Here is an 18,445-nt window from a genome sequence, read left to right as displayed (position 1 = left end):
CTCAGATCTCCGTGAGTACGCGATCAGCAGCGACCTGAATCGACAACAGCGCGCCATGCCCGACCACCACCTGCAACAGTTGTTCACGCGGCAAGCCACGCGCCTGCGCCAGCAGCATGCGCATGACACCGCCGTGACTGACCAGCAACACGCGCTCGCCGGCATAAGCCTGATGCAGACGCTGAACGGCACTCAATACCCGATTCGAGAAATACAGCACCGGCTCGCCACCGGGAGGCGTGAAGGCATAGGGATCAGCCCAGAACAGACCCAGGCCCTCGGCGTCGGTTTCCATGAGTTGCGCAGGGCTGTGCCCTTCCCAGTCACCGAAATGCAGCTCCTGCAAACCGGGCTCCAGGTGCAGGGGCAACGACAAGCGCTGCGCCAGCTCTTCGGAGAAACGTGCGCAACGTTGCAGAGGCGAGCTGACAATCCGCGTCCAGGGTCCGCCGTCGGCCACTGCTGCACGCATCTGCTGCCAGCCAGACTCGGTCAGGGCATCATCGATACTGCCGCGCAGGCCGCCGCCCAGTTCGGTTTCGCCATGACGCAACAGATCAAGGTGCAAGGTCATGCGGGGCGATCCGCCACAGCCGCTTCGGCAAACGTCGCCATGCCGTTATGCAGCTCGCACGCCAGGCGCACCAGCGGCACCGCCAGTGCGGCACCACTGCCCTCGCCCAGACGCAAACCGAGGTCCAGCAGCGGTTCGGCTTGCAGCGTTTCCAGCAGATGCCGGTGGCCCGGTTCGGCACCCCGATGACCGAACAGCAGCCAGTTGCGGCAGGAAGGGTTCAGGCGCACCGCCACCAGCGCGGCCACGCTGCAAATAAAACCGTCGACCAGCACCGCGATACCTTCCTGCGCGCAGGCCAGGTAAGCGCCCGTCAACGCGGCGATTTCGAAGCCACCCAGACAGAACAGGCTATTCAACGGGTCACCGGCCTGCTCGGCGTGCAATGCAAGCGCGCGTTCGATGACATGAGTCTTGTGCTGAATACCCTCGGCGTTCAGCCCGGTGCCCGGACCGACCAGCAATGGCGCGGCACACTCCAGCAGCGAGCAGGCGACTGCGCTGGCGGCTGTGGTGTTGCCGATGCCCATCTCGCCACCGATGAACAGTTCGGTGCCGACAGCCTTGGCGCGCAATACGCTGTCACGCCCGGCCTGCAGGGCGGCGAGCCCCTGCTCGACACTCATGGCCGGCCCTTGGGCAAAATTGGCGGTGCCCGCGCCAATGCGCAGATGGCGCACCCCGGGCAAATCCATTGGCGACACGGTGCCCAGATCGACCACGTCCAGTTGCGCGGAGAGCTGACGCGCCAGCACGCTGATCGCGGCGCCGCCATTGACGAAGTTGTGCAGCATCTGCCCGGTGACTTCCTGCGGGTACGCCGACACGCCTTCAGCGACGACGCCGTGATCCGCGGCAAAAATCGAGATCCACAGTTGATCGGCGGCCGGACGCTCACGCCCCTGCAAGCCGGCCAGCTGCACTGCCAGACGCTCCAGTTGCGCCAGCGAACCGGCGGGTTTGGTCAGTTGCTGCTGACGGGCCAGTGCCGCCTCGCGCATTGGCACATCAATGGCCTGTGCAGGCTTGAGCCACCAGGAATTACTCATAGCGCGGTTCCTTTCAACGTCAGGGGCAAGCCGGCAACGGTCAACACGACACGCTGGCAACGCTCGGCCAGCGCCTGATGTAACAGGCCGGCTTCATCGACATAGCGACGGGTCAGTTCGCCGAGCGGCACGACGCCAAGCCCGGTTTCGTTGCTGACAAAAATGATTTCACCCGGCAGCCCGGCAAGACTGTCGAGCAGGGATTCACGTTCTTGAAGCAGGCGCTCGGGGTTGTCGAGCATCAGCAGATTGGTCAGCCAGAGGGTCAGGCAATCGACCAAGAGGCAGCAATCGGGCGCCGCGTTTTCGCGCAGCACGCGCGCCAGCTCGATCGGTTCTTCGACCAGTCCCCAATGTTCGGGACGGCGTGCGCGATGGCTGGCAACACGCTGATTCATTTCGCCGTCCAGAGGCTGACTGGTGGCGATGTAGACCACCCTCAGCGCGCTGTCGGCGGCCAGTTTTTCCGCCAGGCGACTCTTGCCGGAACGCGCGCCGCCGAGGATCAATTGCAGCATTCAGTTCGCCTCCAGGCCGCACAGTTCGCGAAGCAATGGGCCGTCCAGGTGCTTTTCCACCAGGTCCGCCAGGCGTTCGATGTCGCGCTCGCGCAGGGCGTGATAATCGACGGACTGCACGTTCGCCAACCCCGCCCAGCGCAGCAACGCGCTACAGGCAGCAGGTGATTCGAACAGGCCGTGCAGGTAAGTCCCCAGCACCTGCCCGTCGACACTCTGCGCGCCGTCGCAACGCCCGTCGTCCAGTTGCACGGCAGCCTGCTCAAGCGCCGGCCCTGTCGTGACACCGGCATGAATTTCGTAACCGCTGACCTCGGCGTCTTCGAGGGTCAGACGACCGCGCACATTGCGCAATTGCTTTTCCGCTTCCAGCACCGTGCTCATGGCCAGCAAGCCGAACCCGGCGCTGGACCCGGCTGCGCCTTCCAGCCCGAGTGGATCATGTACCTGCTCACCGAGCATTTGCAGACCGCCGCAAATCCCCATCAGCTTGCCGCCGTAACGCAAATGTCGATCGATGGCGGTGTCCCAGCCATTATTGCGCAGGTAGTTCAGATCGCTGCGCACACTCTTGGAGCCGGGCAGAATGATCAGGTCCGCAGGCGGAATCGCCTGGCCGGGGCCGATGAATTGCAGATTGACCTGAGGGTGCAGGCGCAGCGGGTCGAAATCGGTGTGATTACTGATGCGAGGCAGCACCGGGACCACCACGTTCAGCACATGCTCGACCTTGTCGGTCTGACGCTGGTCCAGGCCGTCTTCGGCCTCCAGGTGCAGATCCATCACGTAGGGCAGCACGCCGACCACCGGCTTGCCGGTACGTGCTTCCAGCCAGTCCAGGCCTGGCTGCAGCAAGGCGATGTCGCCGCGAAAACGGTTGATGATGAAACCCTTGACCCGCGCCTGCTCGCTGGGCGACAGCAACTCGAGCGTGCCGACCAGATGGGCAAACACCCCGCCACGATTGATGTCGGCAATCAGCAGCACCGGGCAGTCGACCGCTTCGGCAAAGCCCATATTGGCAATATCGTTGGTGCGCAGATTGATCTCGGCCGGAGAACCCGCGCCCTCGACGACGATCACCGGATAGCGTTCACCCAGGCGCCGATGCGATTCCAGCACCGCCTGCATGGCGATCTCTTTGTAGCCGTGATACGCCACCGCATTCATGGTGGTCACGGCGCGGCCGTGAATGATCACCTGCGCGCCGGTGTCACTGTTGGGCTTGAGCAGCACCGGGTTCATGTCGGTGTGCGGTTCGAGGTAGCACGCCTGGGCCTGCACGGCCTGTGCGCGACCGATCTCGCCGCCGTCTGCAGTCACCGCGCTGTTGAGCGCCATGTTCTGCGGCTTGAACGGCACGACTTTGACGCCCTGGCGGGTCAGCCAGCGGCACAGGGCCGTCACCAGAGTGCTCTTGCCGGCATCGGAGGTGGTGCCTTGTACCATCAGCGTGCTCATGGGTATTCCTTGCGGTATTCAAGCAGAACATCGTGCAGCCGCAGCCAGTCGGCCTCGTCGCACGGCAGACCGAAACGCAGACTGGACGACTCGGAGGTGTCACCCTTGAACAGGCGCAGCAGCACGCCACGCTGCGCACAAAACTCATAGAGCGTCTGCGCTTCAGGGGTCACCAGCCATTGGAACAGCGCACAGCCGCCTTGCGGGCTCAGGCCGTAGCGGTCGAGCAACGCCACCAGCCGGTCGCGGGCCTGCTCACAGCGCTCACGCTGGCGCGCCTGCCCCTGCTGATCGCTGAGGCACACCTGACCGATGATCCGCGTGGGCCCACTGACCGACCAGGGGCCGATTTCCTGCGCCAGCATTCTCAACAGTACCGGCTCGGCCATGACAAAACCGAGCCTGACGCCCGCCAGGCCGAAAAACTTGCCAAACGAACGCAGGACGATCAGCCCGGCACGCCAGGTCTCGGCCGCCAGGCTCATGCCCGGCGTGTTATCCATGAACGCTTCATCGACGACCAGCCAGCCACCGCGCTCGGCCAGTCGCGCATGCCACTCCAGCAGGCGCTCGGCGCTCAGGTGCAGACCAGTCGGATTGTTGGGGTTGACCACCACCAGCACGTCCAGACTGTCGAGAAAATATTCGACCTCCTGCTCACCGACCTCACGCACCACGAAACCGTTCTTGCGCCAGGCATGCGCGTGCTCTGCGTAGCATGGCGACAGTACGCCGACCCGCCCTCCGCTGCGCACCCTGGGCAGCGCCTGAATCGCAGCCTGCGAACCGGACACCGGCAATAACCGGGACACGCCGTAATAAGTGCAGGCCGCTGCTTCAAGGCCATCGTCGGTCTCGGGCAACCGCGCCCAGGCACGCGTCGGAATCTCCGGGATGGGCCACGACCACGGCGCGATCCCGGTGGATAGGTCCAGCCAGTCGGCCAGATGGATACCATAATGCTGCGCCGCCGCGCGCAACCGCCCGCCGTGCTCAAGCATAAAATTCAGCTGCCACGCAGATGACCAGCAGCCACAACCAGACGCCCCGCTGCACCAGTTGCCAGCCGCGATCGATCGAATCCGCATCGGCAGGCGCACCCTCCCCCAGTTGCGGACGCTGATGCAGCTCGCCGTGATAGATCGCCGCGCCACCCAGCTCGACACCCAGTGCGCCAGCGCCAGCGGCCATCACCGGACCGGCATTCGGACTGTCCCAGGCCGGAGCCTGCGTACGCCAGCAACGCAGCGCCAGTCGGGTCTTGCCCAGCAAGGCGTAGGTCAGTGCCACAAGACGTGCGGGAATGTAGTTGAGCAGATCGTCGATCTTCGCCGCAGCCCAGCCAAAACGCTCAAAGCGCTCGTTGCGATAACCCCACATGGCGTCCAGCGTATTGCTCAGCCGGTACAGCACCACACCGGGTGCACCCGCCACGACAAACCAGAATAGCGCAGCGAACACCGCATCGCTGCCGTTCTCCAGCACCGACTCGGTGGCTGCGCGGGCGACTTCGGTAGCGTCCAGCTCAGTGGTCTGGCGACTGACCAGATAACCGACCCGCTGACGCGCTTCGACCAGATCATCACTGCGCAGTGCTTGCGCCACTGGCTGAACGTGCTCGCCCAGGCTGCGCATGCCCAGCGCGCAGTACAGCGCCAGAATGTCGAACAGCCAGCCGATATAAGGCAGCCAGCTCAATAAGGTGGCCAACAGCGTCAACGGCACAACGGTAATGACCCAGGCGGTGACGCCATGACTGCGCCAGCCACGGCCGCCACTGTTGAAACGCTGCTCGACCCGACTGGCGAAGTTGCCGAACGCCACCAGCGGATGCCATCGTTTAGGCTCACCGAGCAGCGCATCCAGCGCGACCCCGGCGACGCTCAGCAGCGCCACACTCATTGACTCACTCCCCATTGATTCTCATACAGCAGCTCATGCAGCGGACGCGCTTGCGCCCAGCCTTCCATCACCAGCATTGGCGCAGGATAAAACTCCTTGACCGGGCCCAGACAAATGATCGCCAGCGGCTTGGCGCCGTCGGGCATGCCCAGCAGTTCGGCCAGCGCCTCGGGGTCGAACAGCGACACCCAGCCCATGCCCAGGCCTTCTGCACGCGAAGCCAGCCAAAGGTTCTGGATCGCGCAGGACAGCGACGCCATGTCCATTTCCGGCAAGGTGCGCCGGCCGAAAATGTGTTGCTCACGCCCTTCCATCAGCGCAGCGACCAGCACTTCTGCGCAGTCATTGATGCCTTCGACCTTGAGCTTCATGAACTCGTCGGTTCGCTCACCCAGCGCCTCGGCGGTACGAATACGCTCTTCCTCTACCTGCGCCTGCATCCTGCCGCGCAATAACGGGTCGCTGATGCGGATGAAGCGCCACGGCTGCATCAGCCCGACGCTGGGAGCCTGATGCGCGGCCGCCAGCACACGTGCCAGCAGTTCGGGCGCGACCGTGCCGCCGATGAAGTGGCGCATGTCGCGACGTTCGGCGATGGCGCGGTACACCGCAGCCCGCTCTTCGGGGCTGAACGCTTGCTCGGTCATGGTTTGAACAGCGCCGCTATCGCCCGAGGGCAGGACGGAAAATAGAAATGCACGTAGGACGCGGTCAGGCGACCCAGGCGATAAACCGCTTCTGCGCCGCGCCCGCCATTGGGGCTGACGCCACGGGCAATCGGCTGCAGCTCGGTGCTGGTCAGCGAATGGTGATAGGTGTGACCGTGCAGCGTACCCTCGGGCAGCTCGACGGCTTGCAACGCCAGCGCGGCAAGACGCTTCTGCATGACCGCTTCACCGGACAGCAAGCCGACCAGTTCAGCGCGCACGCCCTCGACATCGGTCAAGGCTTCGAGCAAATAGAGCATGCCCCCGCACTCGGCCAGAATCGGCTTGCCGGCAATATGGTGAGCCCTGATCGAAGCCTGCATCGTGCCGTTGGCGGCCAGCGCAACGTGGTGCAGCTCAGGGTAGCCGCCTGGCAGGTACAGGCTGTCGGCGTCGGGCAGCTCGCGATCATGGATCGGCGAGAAGAAACTCAGCTCGGCGCCCATGTGCCTCAGCAGGTCCAGGCTCGCGCCATACAGAAAGGCGAAGGCTTCGTCGCGCGCGATGGCGATGCGTACGCCGCGCAGCAGCGGCTCGACCTGAACCGGGTCGGGCGCGGTAAAGGTCACGGCCGGCGGCAAGGCCACTTCACACGTACTGGCCAGCGCCGCAGCGGCCATGTCCAGACGCACGTCCAGATCGTTGAGCTCACTGGCCTGGACCAGCCCCAGATGACGGCTGGGCAGTTCGAAGCCGACTTCCCGGGACAGTGCGCCGTACCAGCGCAGGCCTTCGGTCAGGCTGTTCTCCAGCAACTGCGCATGGCGTACCGTGCCGACGCGATTGGCCAGCACGCCGGCAAACGGCAGATCAGGCTGATAGCGCGCCAGACCAAGCGCCAGTGCGCCAAACGTCTGCGCCATGGCCGTGCCGTCGATCACACCGAGCACCGGCACGCCAAAATGCCGGGCCAGGTCGGCGCTCGACGGCGTGCCATCGAACAGGCCCATGACCCCTTCGATCAGAATCAGGTCCGCCTCGCCGGCCGCTTCCCACAACAGGCGACGGCTTTCATCGGCGCCGACCATCCACATGTCCAGCTGATAGACCGGCGCGCCACTGGCCCGCTCGAGAATCATCGGGTCGAGAAAGTCCGGTCCGCACTTGAAGACCCGAACCTTGCGCCCCTGGTTGCGGTGCAGGCGTGCCAGTGCAGCGGTCACCGTGGTTTTGCCTTGCCCGGAGGCAGGCGCAGCGATCAATACCGCCGGACAATCACGCGGGGCTCTCATTGCAATGTGCTCAATGATGAAGGGTTCACAGCTCGATACCTTTCTGCGCACGAATACCGGCCTGAAACGCGTGCTTGACCACGCCGATCTCGGAAACGGTATCGGCCAGGTCGATCAATTCGGGTTTGGCACCGCGGCCAGTCACCAACACATGCTGCATCGGCGGACGGGCCTGCAGGTCGCTCAGCACCTGTTCAAGGTCGAGGTAGCCATGTTTCAGGGCGATGTTCAGTTCGTCGAGCACCACCAGACCAATGGCCGGATCGCGAAGCATTTCCCGAGACACGGCCCAGGCGGCTTCAGCGGCGGCGATGTCGCGCTGGCGATCCTGGGTTTCCCAGGTGAAGCCCTCGCCCATCACGTGATAGCGCACCTGCTCGGGGAAACGGCGGAAAAACATTTCTTCGCCCGTGCTGTTACGGCCCTTGATGAACTGCACCACACCACACTGCATGTCGTGACCCATGGCTCGGGCGAGCATGCCGAATGCAGAGCTGCTCTTGCCCTTGCCATTGCCGGTCAATACCAGCAGCAGGCCGCACTCGTTGGGCGAGCTGGCAATACGCTCGTCCATGACGGCTTTCTTGCGCAGCATGCGCGCCAGATGGCGTTCGTCGCGTTCGGGGGATTCGTTCATCTGGGTTCTCCGCTCGGGGCAGGCGACAACAGACGGAAGGACAGCACTGGACAGCACGGCAACGCCCTGCACAGAACATCACCCTCCGTGATGCCATTGAGTGATTCAGGCCGGTCTCCGGGCTCATGAGCGGGTCACCCCGGCTGTGCGCCTTCCCATGTCGAAACACAGTGGCGTCAGGCACAGCCTTGACTCATTTACCGTTGCGGGGGCAGCGCCGGGATCGGATCTGTCGACCCACACCGGCTTCCCTGTTTCACTCTGCCAATCGAGGATTGCAGAGCACCTGAAACAAACCGCGAAGGGTAGAGGGTTGGGCCGGGAGCGTCAATCGACACCGTCGCCGCGGAACGTGATTGAACCTAGCGGGTTGGCGACGCCTCTATCAGTTACTGGACCACGCCCTTGTTTATGGAGATCGATCATGTTCAAACTCAGACCCCACTATGCAGTGTTGCTTCTGGTCGCCGGCGGCCTCGCTGCCTGCGGCGAGTCGTCGACCCTGAAAGTCTCGGATGGAACAGGCCCCTCGCCCAAGCTGCCGGAGCCCAACAAGACGCTGATCCCGACCGTCAACATCGCACCCGCCGTAGGCTGGGAAAAAGGCGCCAAGCCGGTTGCTGCGCCGGGCACACAAGTGGCTGCATTCGCCGAGAACCTCGACCACCCGCGCTGGCTGTATGTGCTGCCCAACGGTGACGTGCTGGTGGCGGAAACCAATTCGCCTGCCAAACCGGATGATTCCAAGGGCATCCGCGGCTGGGTGATGGAGAAAGTCATGGGCCGCGCCGGTGCCGGTGTGCCCAGCGCCAACCGCATTACCTTGCTGCGCGACGTGGACAAGGACGGTGTTGCAGAGACCCGCACGGTTTTCCTGCAAAACCTCAATTCGCCGTTCGGTATGACCCTGGTGGGCAACAAGCTGTATGTCGCCGACACCGACCGCCTGATCAGCTTCCCGTATGAATCCGGGCAGACCTCGATCAGCGCGCAGGCGACCAAGGTAGTCGACTTGCCAGGCGGCACGCTCAATCACCACTGGACCAAGAACGTCATTGCCAGCAAGGATGGCAGCAAGCTGTACGTGACCGTGGGTTCCAACAGCAACGTGGCCGAGAACGGCATGGACAAGGAAGAAGGTCGTGCAGCGATCTGGGAAGTGGACGCGGCGACCGGCAACCACCGGATCTTCGCTTCCGGCCTGCGCAACCCCAACGGCATGGATTGGGAACCGAAGACCGGCAAGCTGTGGACAGCGGTCAACGAGCGCGACGAGATCGGCAGCGACCTAGTGCCTGACTACGTGACCTCGGTACAGGACGGCGCGTTCTATGGCTGGCCTTACAGCTACTACGGCCAGCACGTCGACGAGCGCGTCAAGCCGCAGAACCCGGCACTGGTCGCCAAGGCGATTGCCCCGGATTACGCAGTCGGTCCGCACACCGCTTCGCTGGGCCTGGTGTTCGCCGACGGCAAGACACTGGCTGCACCGTTCAACGAAGGCCTGTTCATTGGCCAGCACGGCTCATGGAACCGCAAACCGCACAGCGGCTACAAGGTGGTGTTCATTCCATTCAGTGGCGGCAAACCCAACGGCACACCGGTCGATGTGTTGACCGGCTTCCTCAACAAGGATGAAAAAGCCATGGGTCGTCCGGTTGGCGTGGTCAATGACCAGCGCGGCGGATTGCTGGTGGCCGACGATGTCGGCAACAAGATCTGGCGTGTGATATCAGCCAAGGCAGCTCAGTAACGCGGAGCGTAGAGGTTTGACGCGGAGCGTCGCACGATAGTTGAGATCATCGTTCCCTACGCTCCAGCACTCGGCGTTACACACAAGTCCTGGAGAGCCCGGAATACGTGCCTTTCAGGGTTCTGCCCGAAGGGCGTAGGAGCGAACTTGTTCGCGAAGGCGGTGTTTCAGAAGATGCATTTTCGGCGATCATACAGGCCCTTTCGCGAACAAGTTCGCTCCTACGGCCTACGGCCAGAATCAAAAGCAGACTAGGTGTAACGTTGAGCGCTCCGCGTGGGCGTGGGCATGCACTTCTGGACGCTCTTGAGCGGGCGCAGAGCAATCAGCGCGAAGCGCTTAAGGCCGATTCTGCGCCAGACTGGACGGCTGAATCACGCGTTTGGCGTTGAGATAGGCTCTCTGCCAGTAAGGCTTGTCGAGGCTGTCGAGCTTCACCGTGCCGCCGCTGGCCGGGGCATGCACGAAGCGGCCTTCGCCGACATAGATCCCCGCGTGGGACACCTGCGAACCGCCCGATGTGGCGAAGAACACCAGATCACCTGACTGCAATTGCTCGCGACGAATATTCGGCGCGCCCATCACGATCATCTCGCGCGTGGAACGCGGCAGGGAAATACCCGCCGCATCACGATAGACATAACCTATAAGACCGCTGCAATCGAAACCGGAGTCAGGCGTGTTGCCACCCCAGCGGTAAGGCGTGCCGACCAGCCCCAACGCACGAAACAGCACGTCTTCGGCAGCAGGAGAAAGAATCTGGGGAGGTGCAGTGACCACCGGACGCTGAACGATCCGGGGCGCTTTGGGCGGAGGCGGCGCGCTGGCGCAGGCACCGAGCAACGCAGCAACAGAGATGACTAACAGGCGCAACGCAATCGACATAACCACAACAACCTATCCGGATGCGGCTTACGCTGCCGAGAAGCTCAAAAACGCAGAAAGACCCGAAGGTCTTGTACTGCGCGTTCTATTTATTTACGCCGCTTGGGCGCGGTCTTGACTGTAGTCGAAGTCATCGCCGTTGTCTGCGTTACTTCAGGTGTCGATTTTACTGCAACAGTACCCGGCGCCATCGCCAGAGGCCGCTTGGCCTCAATGAAGGTCTTGCTCCAGTAGGCGTCATCGAGGCTATCGATGCGCACACCGCCGCTGCGGCGACTACTGGAGTGGATGAACTGCTGATTACCGGCGTAGATCGCTGCGTGGCTCACCTGACCGCGACCGCGAGTACTGAAGAACAGCACATCGCCCGGCTGAAGCTTGTTGCGCGCCACCAAAGGTGCGTTGACGTTGATCATTTCACGCGTCGAACGTGGCAGGCTCATGCCCGCCTCTTCGCGAAACAGATAGCCGATGAAACCGCTGCAATCGAAACCCGAAGAAGTCGACGTGCCGCCGAACTTGTAGCGTGTGCCGATCAGGGATTTGCCACGCTCAAGGATGCTGTCGGCCAGGGCCGGCAGTTGGTAAGACTTGTTATCAGCGAACTGGGCCAGTTCGTCTTCGGTCGCGAGCTCGTCCTGCAAAACTGCTGCGTCGGCGCGACGGGCTGCGGACTGGGCATTGGCGTTGATTGCGCTCTGGTAGCGTGGAACCGGCTGGGCCTGTTCCTGCTGTGCGACCGGCATATTGGCCGAGCAACCGAAGAGGAATGTAACGAGTGCGAGAGGCACGAGGGGTGCGAAGCGAACAACTTGCATGGGCACAACCGTGGCTGACTAGTTAAGATGGCGAGACTATGCCTTTTATGAAAGTGATTTGCAAATTCAATCGAACTAGATGTGACTTATGAGTTCGGCCATGACATGTGCCGCGCGGTACGGCAAAAAGACGTCCATCTGCGCACTGTGATCAGTCGGCTGCGGATTGATTTCGGCGGTGAAACCCCCGGAAACTCTGGTGCGAATGACCGGTTCGTGAATATAGGGGAAGCTTGCGGTGGTGCCGATACTCAGCACTGCGTCATAGCCTATAGCCAGCTGTTCATACAGTGTTTCCAGCGCTTTTTCGGGAAGCATTTCCTGAAAAAGAACGACGGACGGTCTCAAAATGCCACTACATGCCGGGCATAAGGGGGGCAAGGGACGCTGAAGGTGCTCACTCAATTGCGAATCTTCAGCACCGCAGGATTGGCAAAACAGTGGCGAGAGCTGCCCGTGAATTTCGATCAGGCGCTCCGGCGGACTGCCCGCCGCGCGGTGATAACCGTCGACGTTCTGGGTCAGCACCCAGCACTCGGGTTTGATGCGCTGCAACTGGGCGATGGCGTAATGCGCGACGTTCGGCTCGCCACCCAGGCACGCCTTGCCCAGCTCGGCGATGTATTTCCAGCACAGCTCAGGGTCACGGCGCAGCATGGGCCCGGACAGGGCCATTTCGATAGGCAGGCCGTCGTCGGTCTTGCCATTGTAGAGCCCGCCCACGCCGCGATAGGTAGGCAGCCCCGAATCGGCAGACAGACCCGCCCCGGTGATCACCAGAATCCGTCGTGCATGGCGCAAGGCAGCCGCCGTCTGCATCAACAACGCCTGATCTACCACCCGAGGGTCTCTTTAAGGAAGGGAATGGTCAGCTTGCGCTTTTCCTGGAGTGACGCCTGATCGAGGCGCTCAAGCAATTCGAACAACGCGCTCATGCTGCGCGTACCACGCGTCAGGATGAAATGCCCGACATCGTCGGTCAGGTGCAGGCCACGCCGTGAAGCACGCAGTTGCAAGGCACGCAGCTTGTCCTCGTCGGACAGCCCGCGCATCTGGAACACCAGCGCCATCGTCAGGCGCGATTTAAGGTCGGGAAGCTTTACCGGCAGCTCGCGGGGCGACTTGGATGCGGCAATCAGCAGACGACGCCCGCTGTCACGCAGACGATTGAACAGGTGAAACAGCGCTTCTTCCCATTCCGGCTTGCCGACTATCGCCTGCAGGTCGTCCAGACACACCAGTTCGTACTGCTCCAGATGATCGAACAGCTCGATGCCTTCGTCTATGACCTCGGCCAGCGGCAGATACACCGCAGGCTCGCCCAACTGCTCGAAACGCAGGCAGGCAGCCTGCAGCAGGTGCGTGCGCCCTACTCCGTCCTTGCCCCACAGATAGATGAGGCTTTCGGTCCAGCCAGCATCGGCTTCGCACAGCCGCTCGACATAGCCGAGTGCAGCGGCGTTGGCGCCTGGATAGTAATTGACGAAAGTGGCGTCATCACGCAGACGCACACTCAGGGGCAGCTGAATCGGTTTCATGCTGACTAACGGCTCATGCAAACCGTCAAGGGCCTCTGTGTAAAGAGCGCAAAGTTTATACCCGTGACGCTGGTCGCACAATGCGACAGACCTCAAGCAAAATCAAAGGTTTGCGTCAGGGTGAGTAAAGCGCCGCTCAGGAAAGAGCGTTTGAAGGTGTGTATGCACTCAAGGCATGAGCCTCTTCACCGGGCGGCGAAGAGGCTTGCATCGTTCCTACAGCTCCGGATCTTCCGCGCCTGCGTAGATTTCCGAGTCCTTGTACAGATCGTGCATGTGGCGCACCAGCACCATGATCACCGCCGCCACCGGCAGGGCCAGCAGAATGCCAGTGAAACCGAACAGCTCGCCACCCGCCAGAATCGCGAAGATGACTGCAACCGGGTGCAGGCCGATGCGATCGCCGACCAGCAACGGCGTCAGCACCATACCCTCAAGGGCCTGACCGATCATGAACACCGCCACAATCCCCATCATCGGGTACAGGTCACCGCCAAACTGGAACAGCCCGGCCACCAGCGCCGAACCGATACCGATCACGAAGCCCATGTAAGGCACGATGGCCGCCAGACCGGCAATGACGCCGATCAACAGGCCCAGTTCCAGCCCGACCAGCATCAGACCGGCCGCATAGATCACACCCAGGCCCACCATCACCAGCAACTGACCGCGTATGAACGCGCCCAATACTTCGTGGCATTCGCCCGCCAGCTTGACGATTTGCGCTTCACGCTGACGCGGCAGCAGGCCACGGATCTTGCCGGTCATGATGTCCCAGTCACGCAGCAGGTAGAAACACACCACGGGAATCAGCACCAGGTTGGTCAGCCAGCCAATCAGCGCCAGGCTGGAAGCCGTGGCCTGGGACAGCACGATAGAGACGATGTCCCCGGCCTGGCCCATGTGCTCGGAGATGGCTGCCTTGATCTTGTCGAACTTCCAGAACCCGTCTGCCAGCCCGAACTTGGCCTGGACCCACGGCAATGCCGCGTGCTGCAGCCAGTCGAGAATCTGCGGCGCCAGCTCGTAGAGCCGGAACAACTGCTTGGCCAGCATCGGCACCAGAACCAGCAGCAACGCCATCAGCACCAGCGTGAACAGCCCGAACACCACCACCACGCTCAGGGTTCTGGACAGTCCGGCGCGCTCCAGGCGATCCACCAGCGGATCGCCCATGTAGGCCAGTAACAACGCCACCAGAAAAGGAGTGAGGATTGGGTGCAAGAGCACCACGAATGCGACCAGCAAGGCCAGGCCGCCGATCCAGAACCAACGCCGCATATCAGTCATCAACATCCCTCAAGCCAATGGAAAAGCGTTCTTGCCGGGTTACCAGCGGAAATAAAGTTGTGGCGCGGACGCCGGAACAATCATCGGTGCGGGCGCAGGTGCCGGAACAGCAGCAGCTCCATTCGCCGGCGCAACCGGTGCAGTCGCATCGACAGGCGCAGCAGGCGGCGTGGCGGTAGCGGCTGCCTCGGCTGCGGGCACTTCCTGCAGTTTGGCCAGCGACAACTGCGAGCGTAGCTGCTCGGTGCTGCCACTGACCTCAAACACCACTTTATCGCCTTCGACAGAACTCAGACGCACGCCGAACGGTTCGAGTAACTGAAGCAGTTGCGCATAGCGCTCGAGCGTCATGCCCTGAACCTGGATCAGCATGCCGGTCGACGCACCGGGCTTGGCCACGAAGCGCGGCGCCAGACGCTCGCTTACCGACAGCAGCACCGCGTCAGCCAAGGCCTCGGAGGTGGCACCGGTTGCGGTGCCCTGTTCGCGCTGATCACCCAGCCACAGGCGCCATTTGCCTTGCCACTGACCACCATCTTCCCTGGCATGCACGGCCAGTATCGCGTCAGCGCCATAGCGCTCGGAGGCTTCCTTGAGCGGCGCGGGGTCAGTGCCCTCCAGGGTTTTGGCGTTACCGATGCCCTGCTCGCTCAAATCAGCCAGCGGCAGACGCAGTGGCAGTCCGCGGTGCTGAGCGGCCTGGCGCAAGGGTTCGGCGGCGGCCTGACCGTCGCCGACCAGATTCGAACCTTCCACCGAGTCATTCAGCCACCAGCCGAGGATCGACGGACGATTGCTGCCCCAGATCGACAGACCCGCATCGTGCAAGGCACGGTCGGTGGTTGCCGGATCGAAGTCCACCAGCAGGGTTTCCGGCGGTCCGGCCTCGTAGCCGAACTGGCTGATGATCTGCTGTGGGTCCTTGCGCAGCGCGGCGATGGCCGAACCCTGCACGGCCTTGGCGTCGCCGGTCAGGCGCAGCACCAGGGTTTCGACGGCGGCCTGCGTGGCCCGCGTACGTTCATCGGGCGATTGGCCATTGACCGGCTCGCGGACCTGATAAAGGTTGCTGACCGTTTCGGCAAGGCTGGGAAGGCTGATCAGGGACAAACAGCCGATTAAAAGAATTCTGGAAAAACGCATGGACAGTTCCCGAACGGAAAAAAGTAAAAAGAAGCTGTTTCAGTAGGCGTACAAGTCTGGGACAGACATAAGCCACCCATCATTCAGTTCGCGCATAAAGTACACCTTAAACGTCCAGACTCGCACTGACAGGCCACCTGGTTGAGGTTTATTTGGTGCAACACCGCCCTGTTGTCGGCGCAAGGATGGCCCCTGGTGAGCAAGCCTGATAAAATCGCGCGCCTTCGCAGACCGGCAATCGCCATGGCCCCAACATTACCACCGCATCACAGCGCGGTGCTGAACGGGCCCTAACGCAGCGGTCGATACCTCCGAATCCCCCCTAAAGGCCTGGATTTTCTATGAGCAAGCAACCCTCCCTGAGCTATAAAGACGCCGGTGTAGACATCGACGCCGGTGAAGCATTGGTCGAACGCATCAAGAGCGTCGCCAAGCGCACCAAGCGTCCGGAAGTCATGGGCGGCCTGGGAGGCTTCGGCGCCCTCTGCGAAATTCCAGCCGGCTACAAGCAACCGGTTCTGGTTTCCGGCACCGACGGCGTGGGCACCAAACTGCGTCTGGCGCTGAACCTGAACAAGCACGACACCATCGGCATCGACCTGGTCGCCATGTGCGTCAATGACCTGGTGGTCTGCGGTGCAGAGCCGCTGTTCTTCCTCGATTACTACGCCACCGGCAAGCTGAACGTCGACACCGCCGCTCAGGTCGTCACCGGCATCGGCGCCGGCTGCGAACTGGCTGGCTGCTCGCTGGTCGGCGGCGAAACCGCTGAAATGCCGGGCATGTACGAAGGCGAAGACTACGACCTGGCAGGCTTCTGCGTCGGCGTGGTGGAAAAGGCCGAAATCATCGACGGCTCGAAAGTCGCTGCCGGTGACGCCCTGCTCGCCCTGCCATCGTCCGGCCCGCACTCCAACGGCTACTCGCTGATCCGCAAGATCATCGAAGTGGCAGGTGCCGATATCGAAAACATCCAGCTGGACGGCAAACCGCTGACCGAACTGCTGATGGCGCCGACTCGCATCTACGTGAAGCCGTTGCTCAAGCTGATCAAGGAAACCGGCGCAGTCAAGGCCATGGCCCACATCACCGGTGGCGGCCTGCTCGACAATATTCCACGCGTACTGCCGAAAGGCGCTCAGGCCGTGGTCGACGTCGCCAGCTGGCAGCGTCCGGCCGTGTTCGACTGGCTCCAGCAGCAGGGCAACGTTGCGGAAAACGAGATGCACCGCGTGCTGAACTGCGGCGTGGGCATGGTGATCTGCGTAGCTCAGGAGCACGTTGAAGTGGCACTGAAGGTGCTGCGTGACGCAGGCGAACAGCCTTGGGTGATCGGCCAGATCGCCACCGCTGCCGAAGGCGCAGCGCAAGTCGAGCTGAAAAACCTCAAGGCGCATTGATGCCAGCCATCTGCGACGTCGTGGTGCTGCTGTCAGGCACCGGCGGCAACCTGCAAGCGATGATCGACAGCTTCAAGGACGGGGCCAGCCCCGTCCGCATCTGCGCGGTGATTTCCAACCGCGCAGATGCGTTCGGCCTGCAACGCGCCCGGGACGCAGGCATCGAAACCTGCGTACTGGATCACACCGCATACGACGGCCGTGAGGCCTTCGATGCAGCGCTGATCGAACTGATCGACACCTTTCAGCCACAGTTGGTGGTACTGGCCGGGTTCATGCGCATTCTCAGCGCCGGGTTCGTCCGCCACTATCATGGCCGCCTGCTGAATATTCACCCTTCCCTGCTGCCGCGTTACAAAGGCTTGCACACGCACAAGCGTGCACTGGAAGCCAGCGACACCGAGCATGGCTGCAGCGTGCATTTCGTTACCGAGGAACTCGATGGCGGCCCACTGGTCGTACAGGCAGTTATTTCGGTACAGTTGCACGACACGCCCGCAACGCTCGCGCAACGGGTCCATGTTCAAGAGCACCGTATTTACCCACTGGCCATTCGCTGGTTTGCCGAAGGCCGACTGAGCCTTGGTGAACAAGGTGCGTTACTCGATAGCCAGTTACTCCCGGCCAGCGGCCATCTGATTCGACATTAGGAGATACTATGCGTCGCGCTCTGCTCTTCGCTTTCGCTCTGCTCGCATTGCCTGCCGTACAGGCCGCAGACCTTCAACCCTTCTCCGCCAGCTACACCGCCGACTGGAAACAGCTGCCCATGAGCGGCACGGCTGAACGCAGCCTGGAAGCCGGCGCCAATGGCACCTGGACCCTGAGTTTCAAGGCCTCGATGATGATCGCCAGCCTGACGGAAGTCAGCACGCTGAAGGTCGACAAGGACACCCTGCTGCCACAGACCTACAGCTTCGAGCGCAGTGGCCTGGGTAAATCCAAGAAGGTCGATCTGGCCTTCGACTGGAACACCAAGTTCGTCACCGGCACCGACCGTGGCGATGCGATCAAGCTGCCGCTCAACCGTGGCATCCTCGACAAGTCCACCTATCAGCTGGCGTTGCAACACGACATCGCTGAGGGCAAGAAGAGCATGAGCTACCAGGTTGTCGACGGTGATGAAGTGGACACCTACGACTTCCGCGTACTGGGTTCGGAAAAAGTCACCACCAAGACAGGCCAGGTCGATGCGATCAAGGTCGAGCGCGTACGTGACCCGACGCAAAGCAAGCGCACCACCGTGCTGTGGTTCGCCAAGGACTGGGATTACCTGCTGGTCCGCCTGCAACAGGTTGAAACCGACGGCAAGGAATACAACATCGTATTGCTGGACGGCACCGTCAACGGCAAGGCCGTCAAAGGTAGCTGATCGCCCTGACTGCCCGCGCCACAGAGCCCCGCTTTTCAGCGGGGCTTTTTATTGGCTGCACGATCTCGCGCCACGCCCACTCAACATCGGACGCAGAGCGTCCGGAAATGCATGCGACGCAGAGCGTCGCACGATAGTCGGGATTCTCGTTCCTCACGCTCCAGCG

The 18,445-nt window shown here is 62.3% G+C and carries 19 protein-coding genes and 1 riboswitch; of the genes, 4 read left to right on the top strand and 15 right to left on the bottom strand.

Annotated features, from left to right (window positions below; all coding sequences use genetic code 11):
- Nucleotide 1 precedes the first annotated feature (1 nt).
- The 9 genes from cobC to cobO are packed head-to-tail and all read right to left on the bottom strand — an operon-like array spanning nt 2 to nt 8,080.
- Nucleotides 2-574 carry an alpha-ribazole phosphatase family protein gene (gene cobC / locus BLR20_RS12340; RefSeq protein WP_054993523.1) on the bottom strand — a complete coding sequence of 191 codons (573 nt, stop codon included), beginning with the start codon at nt 572-574 and terminating at the stop codon, nt 2-4.
- The gene (cobT, locus tag BLR20_RS12335; protein ID WP_054993522.1) at nt 571-1,623 is read right to left on the bottom strand and encodes a nicotinate-nucleotide--dimethylbenzimidazole phosphoribosyltransferase; all 1,053 of its coding nucleotides are present in this window, start codon (nt 1,621-1,623) and stop codon (nt 571-573) included. The genes cobC and cobT overlap by 4 nt, the downstream gene beginning before the upstream one ends.
- Nucleotides 1,620-2,141, bottom strand: coding sequence for a bifunctional adenosylcobinamide kinase/adenosylcobinamide-phosphate guanylyltransferase (cobU, locus tag BLR20_RS12330; protein WP_010433545.1), 522 nt, complete (start codon nt 2,139-2,141; stop codon nt 1,620-1,622). The genes cobT and cobU overlap by 4 nt, the downstream gene beginning before the upstream one ends.
- Nucleotides 2,142-3,602, bottom strand: a complete 1,461-nt coding sequence (locus BLR20_RS12325; RefSeq protein ID WP_010433542.1) for a cobyric acid synthase — start codon at nt 3,600-3,602, stop codon at nt 2,142-2,144.
- Nucleotides 3,599-4,603 carry a threonine-phosphate decarboxylase CobD gene (cobD, locus tag BLR20_RS12320; RefSeq protein WP_054993521.1) on the bottom strand — a complete coding sequence of 335 codons (1,005 nt, stop codon included), beginning with the start codon at nt 4,601-4,603 and terminating at the stop codon, nt 3,599-3,601. The genes BLR20_RS12325 and cobD overlap by 4 nt, the downstream gene beginning before the upstream one ends.
- A complete protein-coding gene (gene cbiB, locus BLR20_RS12315; protein ID WP_054993520.1) occupies nt 4,596-5,504 on the bottom strand; it encodes an adenosylcobinamide-phosphate synthase CbiB in 909 nt (302 codons plus the stop codon). The genes cobD and cbiB overlap by 8 nt, the downstream gene beginning before the upstream one ends.
- Entirely contained in the window at nt 5,501-6,151 is a 651-nt protein-coding gene (bluB, locus tag BLR20_RS12310) for a 5,6-dimethylbenzimidazole synthase (protein ID WP_010433533.1), read from the bottom strand. The genes cbiB and bluB overlap by 4 nt, the downstream gene beginning before the upstream one ends.
- A complete protein-coding gene (locus BLR20_RS12305) occupies nt 6,148-7,443 on the bottom strand; it encodes a cobyrinic acid a,c-diamide synthase CobB (protein ID WP_010433530.1) in 1,296 nt (431 codons plus the stop codon). The genes bluB and BLR20_RS12305 overlap by 4 nt, the downstream gene beginning before the upstream one ends.
- Nucleotides 7,444-7,468: 25 nt before the next feature.
- The gene (cobO, locus tag BLR20_RS12300; protein WP_010433526.1) at nt 7,469-8,080 is read right to left on the bottom strand and encodes a cob(I)yrinic acid a,c-diamide adenosyltransferase; all 612 of its coding nucleotides are present in this window, start codon (nt 8,078-8,080) and stop codon (nt 7,469-7,471) included.
- Between the two features lie 91 nt (nt 8,081-8,171).
- Nucleotides 8,172-8,385: riboswitch (cobalamin riboswitch) on the bottom strand.
- Nucleotides 8,386-8,504: 119 nt separating this feature from the next.
- On the opposite strand from cobO, the gene BLR20_RS12295 reads away from it, so the two are divergent.
- On the top strand, nt 8,505-9,833 hold the full coding sequence (locus tag BLR20_RS12295; protein ID WP_054993519.1) for a PQQ-dependent sugar dehydrogenase: 1,329 nt from the start codon (nt 8,505-8,507) through the stop codon (nt 9,831-9,833).
- 339 nt (nt 9,834-10,172) lie between these two features.
- Here BLR20_RS12295 and BLR20_RS12290 read toward each other — a convergent pair whose 3' ends face one another.
- The 6 genes from BLR20_RS12290 to BLR20_RS12265 all read right to left on the bottom strand — a co-directional run bounded on the left by BLR20_RS12290 (nt 10,173) and on the right by BLR20_RS12265 (nt 15,507).
- Nucleotides 10,173-10,718 carry a C40 family peptidase gene (locus tag BLR20_RS12290; protein ID WP_010434136.1) on the bottom strand — a complete coding sequence of 182 codons (546 nt, stop codon included), beginning with the start codon at nt 10,716-10,718 and terminating at the stop codon, nt 10,173-10,175.
- Nucleotides 10,719-10,807: 89 nt separating this feature from the next.
- Nucleotides 10,808-11,536, bottom strand: coding sequence for a C40 family peptidase (locus BLR20_RS12285; RefSeq protein WP_010434134.1), 729 nt, complete (start codon nt 11,534-11,536; stop codon nt 10,808-10,810).
- A 75-nt stretch (nt 11,537-11,611) separates the two neighbouring features.
- On the bottom strand, nt 11,612-12,376 hold the full coding sequence (locus BLR20_RS12280) for an NAD-dependent deacylase (protein ID WP_004411237.1): 765 nt from the start codon (nt 12,374-12,376) through the stop codon (nt 11,612-11,614).
- Complete coding sequence (gene hda / locus BLR20_RS12275; RefSeq protein ID WP_003381589.1) at nt 12,370-13,074, bottom strand: DnaA regulatory inactivator Hda; 705 nt, start codon at nt 13,072-13,074, stop codon at nt 12,370-12,372. Before hda ends, BLR20_RS12280 begins: the two co-directional genes overlap by 7 nt.
- Nucleotides 13,075-13,290: 216 nt before the next feature.
- Nucleotides 13,291-14,364 carry an AI-2E family transporter gene (locus BLR20_RS12270; protein WP_032612236.1) on the bottom strand — a complete coding sequence of 358 codons (1,074 nt, stop codon included), beginning with the start codon at nt 14,362-14,364 and terminating at the stop codon, nt 13,291-13,293.
- A 39-nt stretch (nt 14,365-14,403) separates the two neighbouring features.
- Nucleotides 14,404-15,507, bottom strand: a complete 1,104-nt coding sequence (locus tag BLR20_RS12265) for a DUF2066 domain-containing protein (protein ID WP_054993517.1) — start codon at nt 15,505-15,507, stop codon at nt 14,404-14,406.
- Nucleotides 15,508-15,848: 341 nt separating this feature from the next.
- Here BLR20_RS12265 and purM point away from each other — a divergent pair, with 341 nt between their 5' ends.
- From purM to BLR20_RS12245, 3 genes are read left to right on the top strand one after another with little or no spacing between them, the layout of a single operon-like run.
- Nucleotides 15,849-16,907: a phosphoribosylformylglycinamidine cyclo-ligase gene (gene purM / locus BLR20_RS12255; RefSeq protein WP_032612240.1), complete on the top strand. Its 1,059-nt coding sequence runs from the start codon at nt 15,849-15,851 to the stop codon at nt 16,905-16,907.
- Nucleotides 16,907-17,557 carry a phosphoribosylglycinamide formyltransferase gene (gene purN / locus BLR20_RS12250; protein WP_032612241.1) on the top strand — a complete coding sequence of 217 codons (651 nt, stop codon included), beginning with the start codon at nt 16,907-16,909 and terminating at the stop codon, nt 17,555-17,557. Before purM ends, purN begins: the two co-directional genes overlap by 1 nt.
- 8 nt (nt 17,558-17,565) lie before the next feature.
- Complete coding sequence (locus tag BLR20_RS12245) at nt 17,566-18,279, top strand: DUF3108 domain-containing protein (protein WP_003305121.1); 714 nt, start codon at nt 17,566-17,568, stop codon at nt 18,277-18,279.
- Nucleotides 18,280-18,445: the final 166 nt, after the last annotated feature.

The organism is Pseudomonas congelans (assembly GCF_900103225.1).
Lineage (GTDB): Bacteria > Pseudomonadota > Gammaproteobacteria > Pseudomonadales > Pseudomonadaceae > Aquipseudomonas > Aquipseudomonas congelans.
The sequence above is the reverse complement of the archived record's forward strand: the minus strand, read 5'-3'. Positions and strand labels throughout refer to the sequence as shown.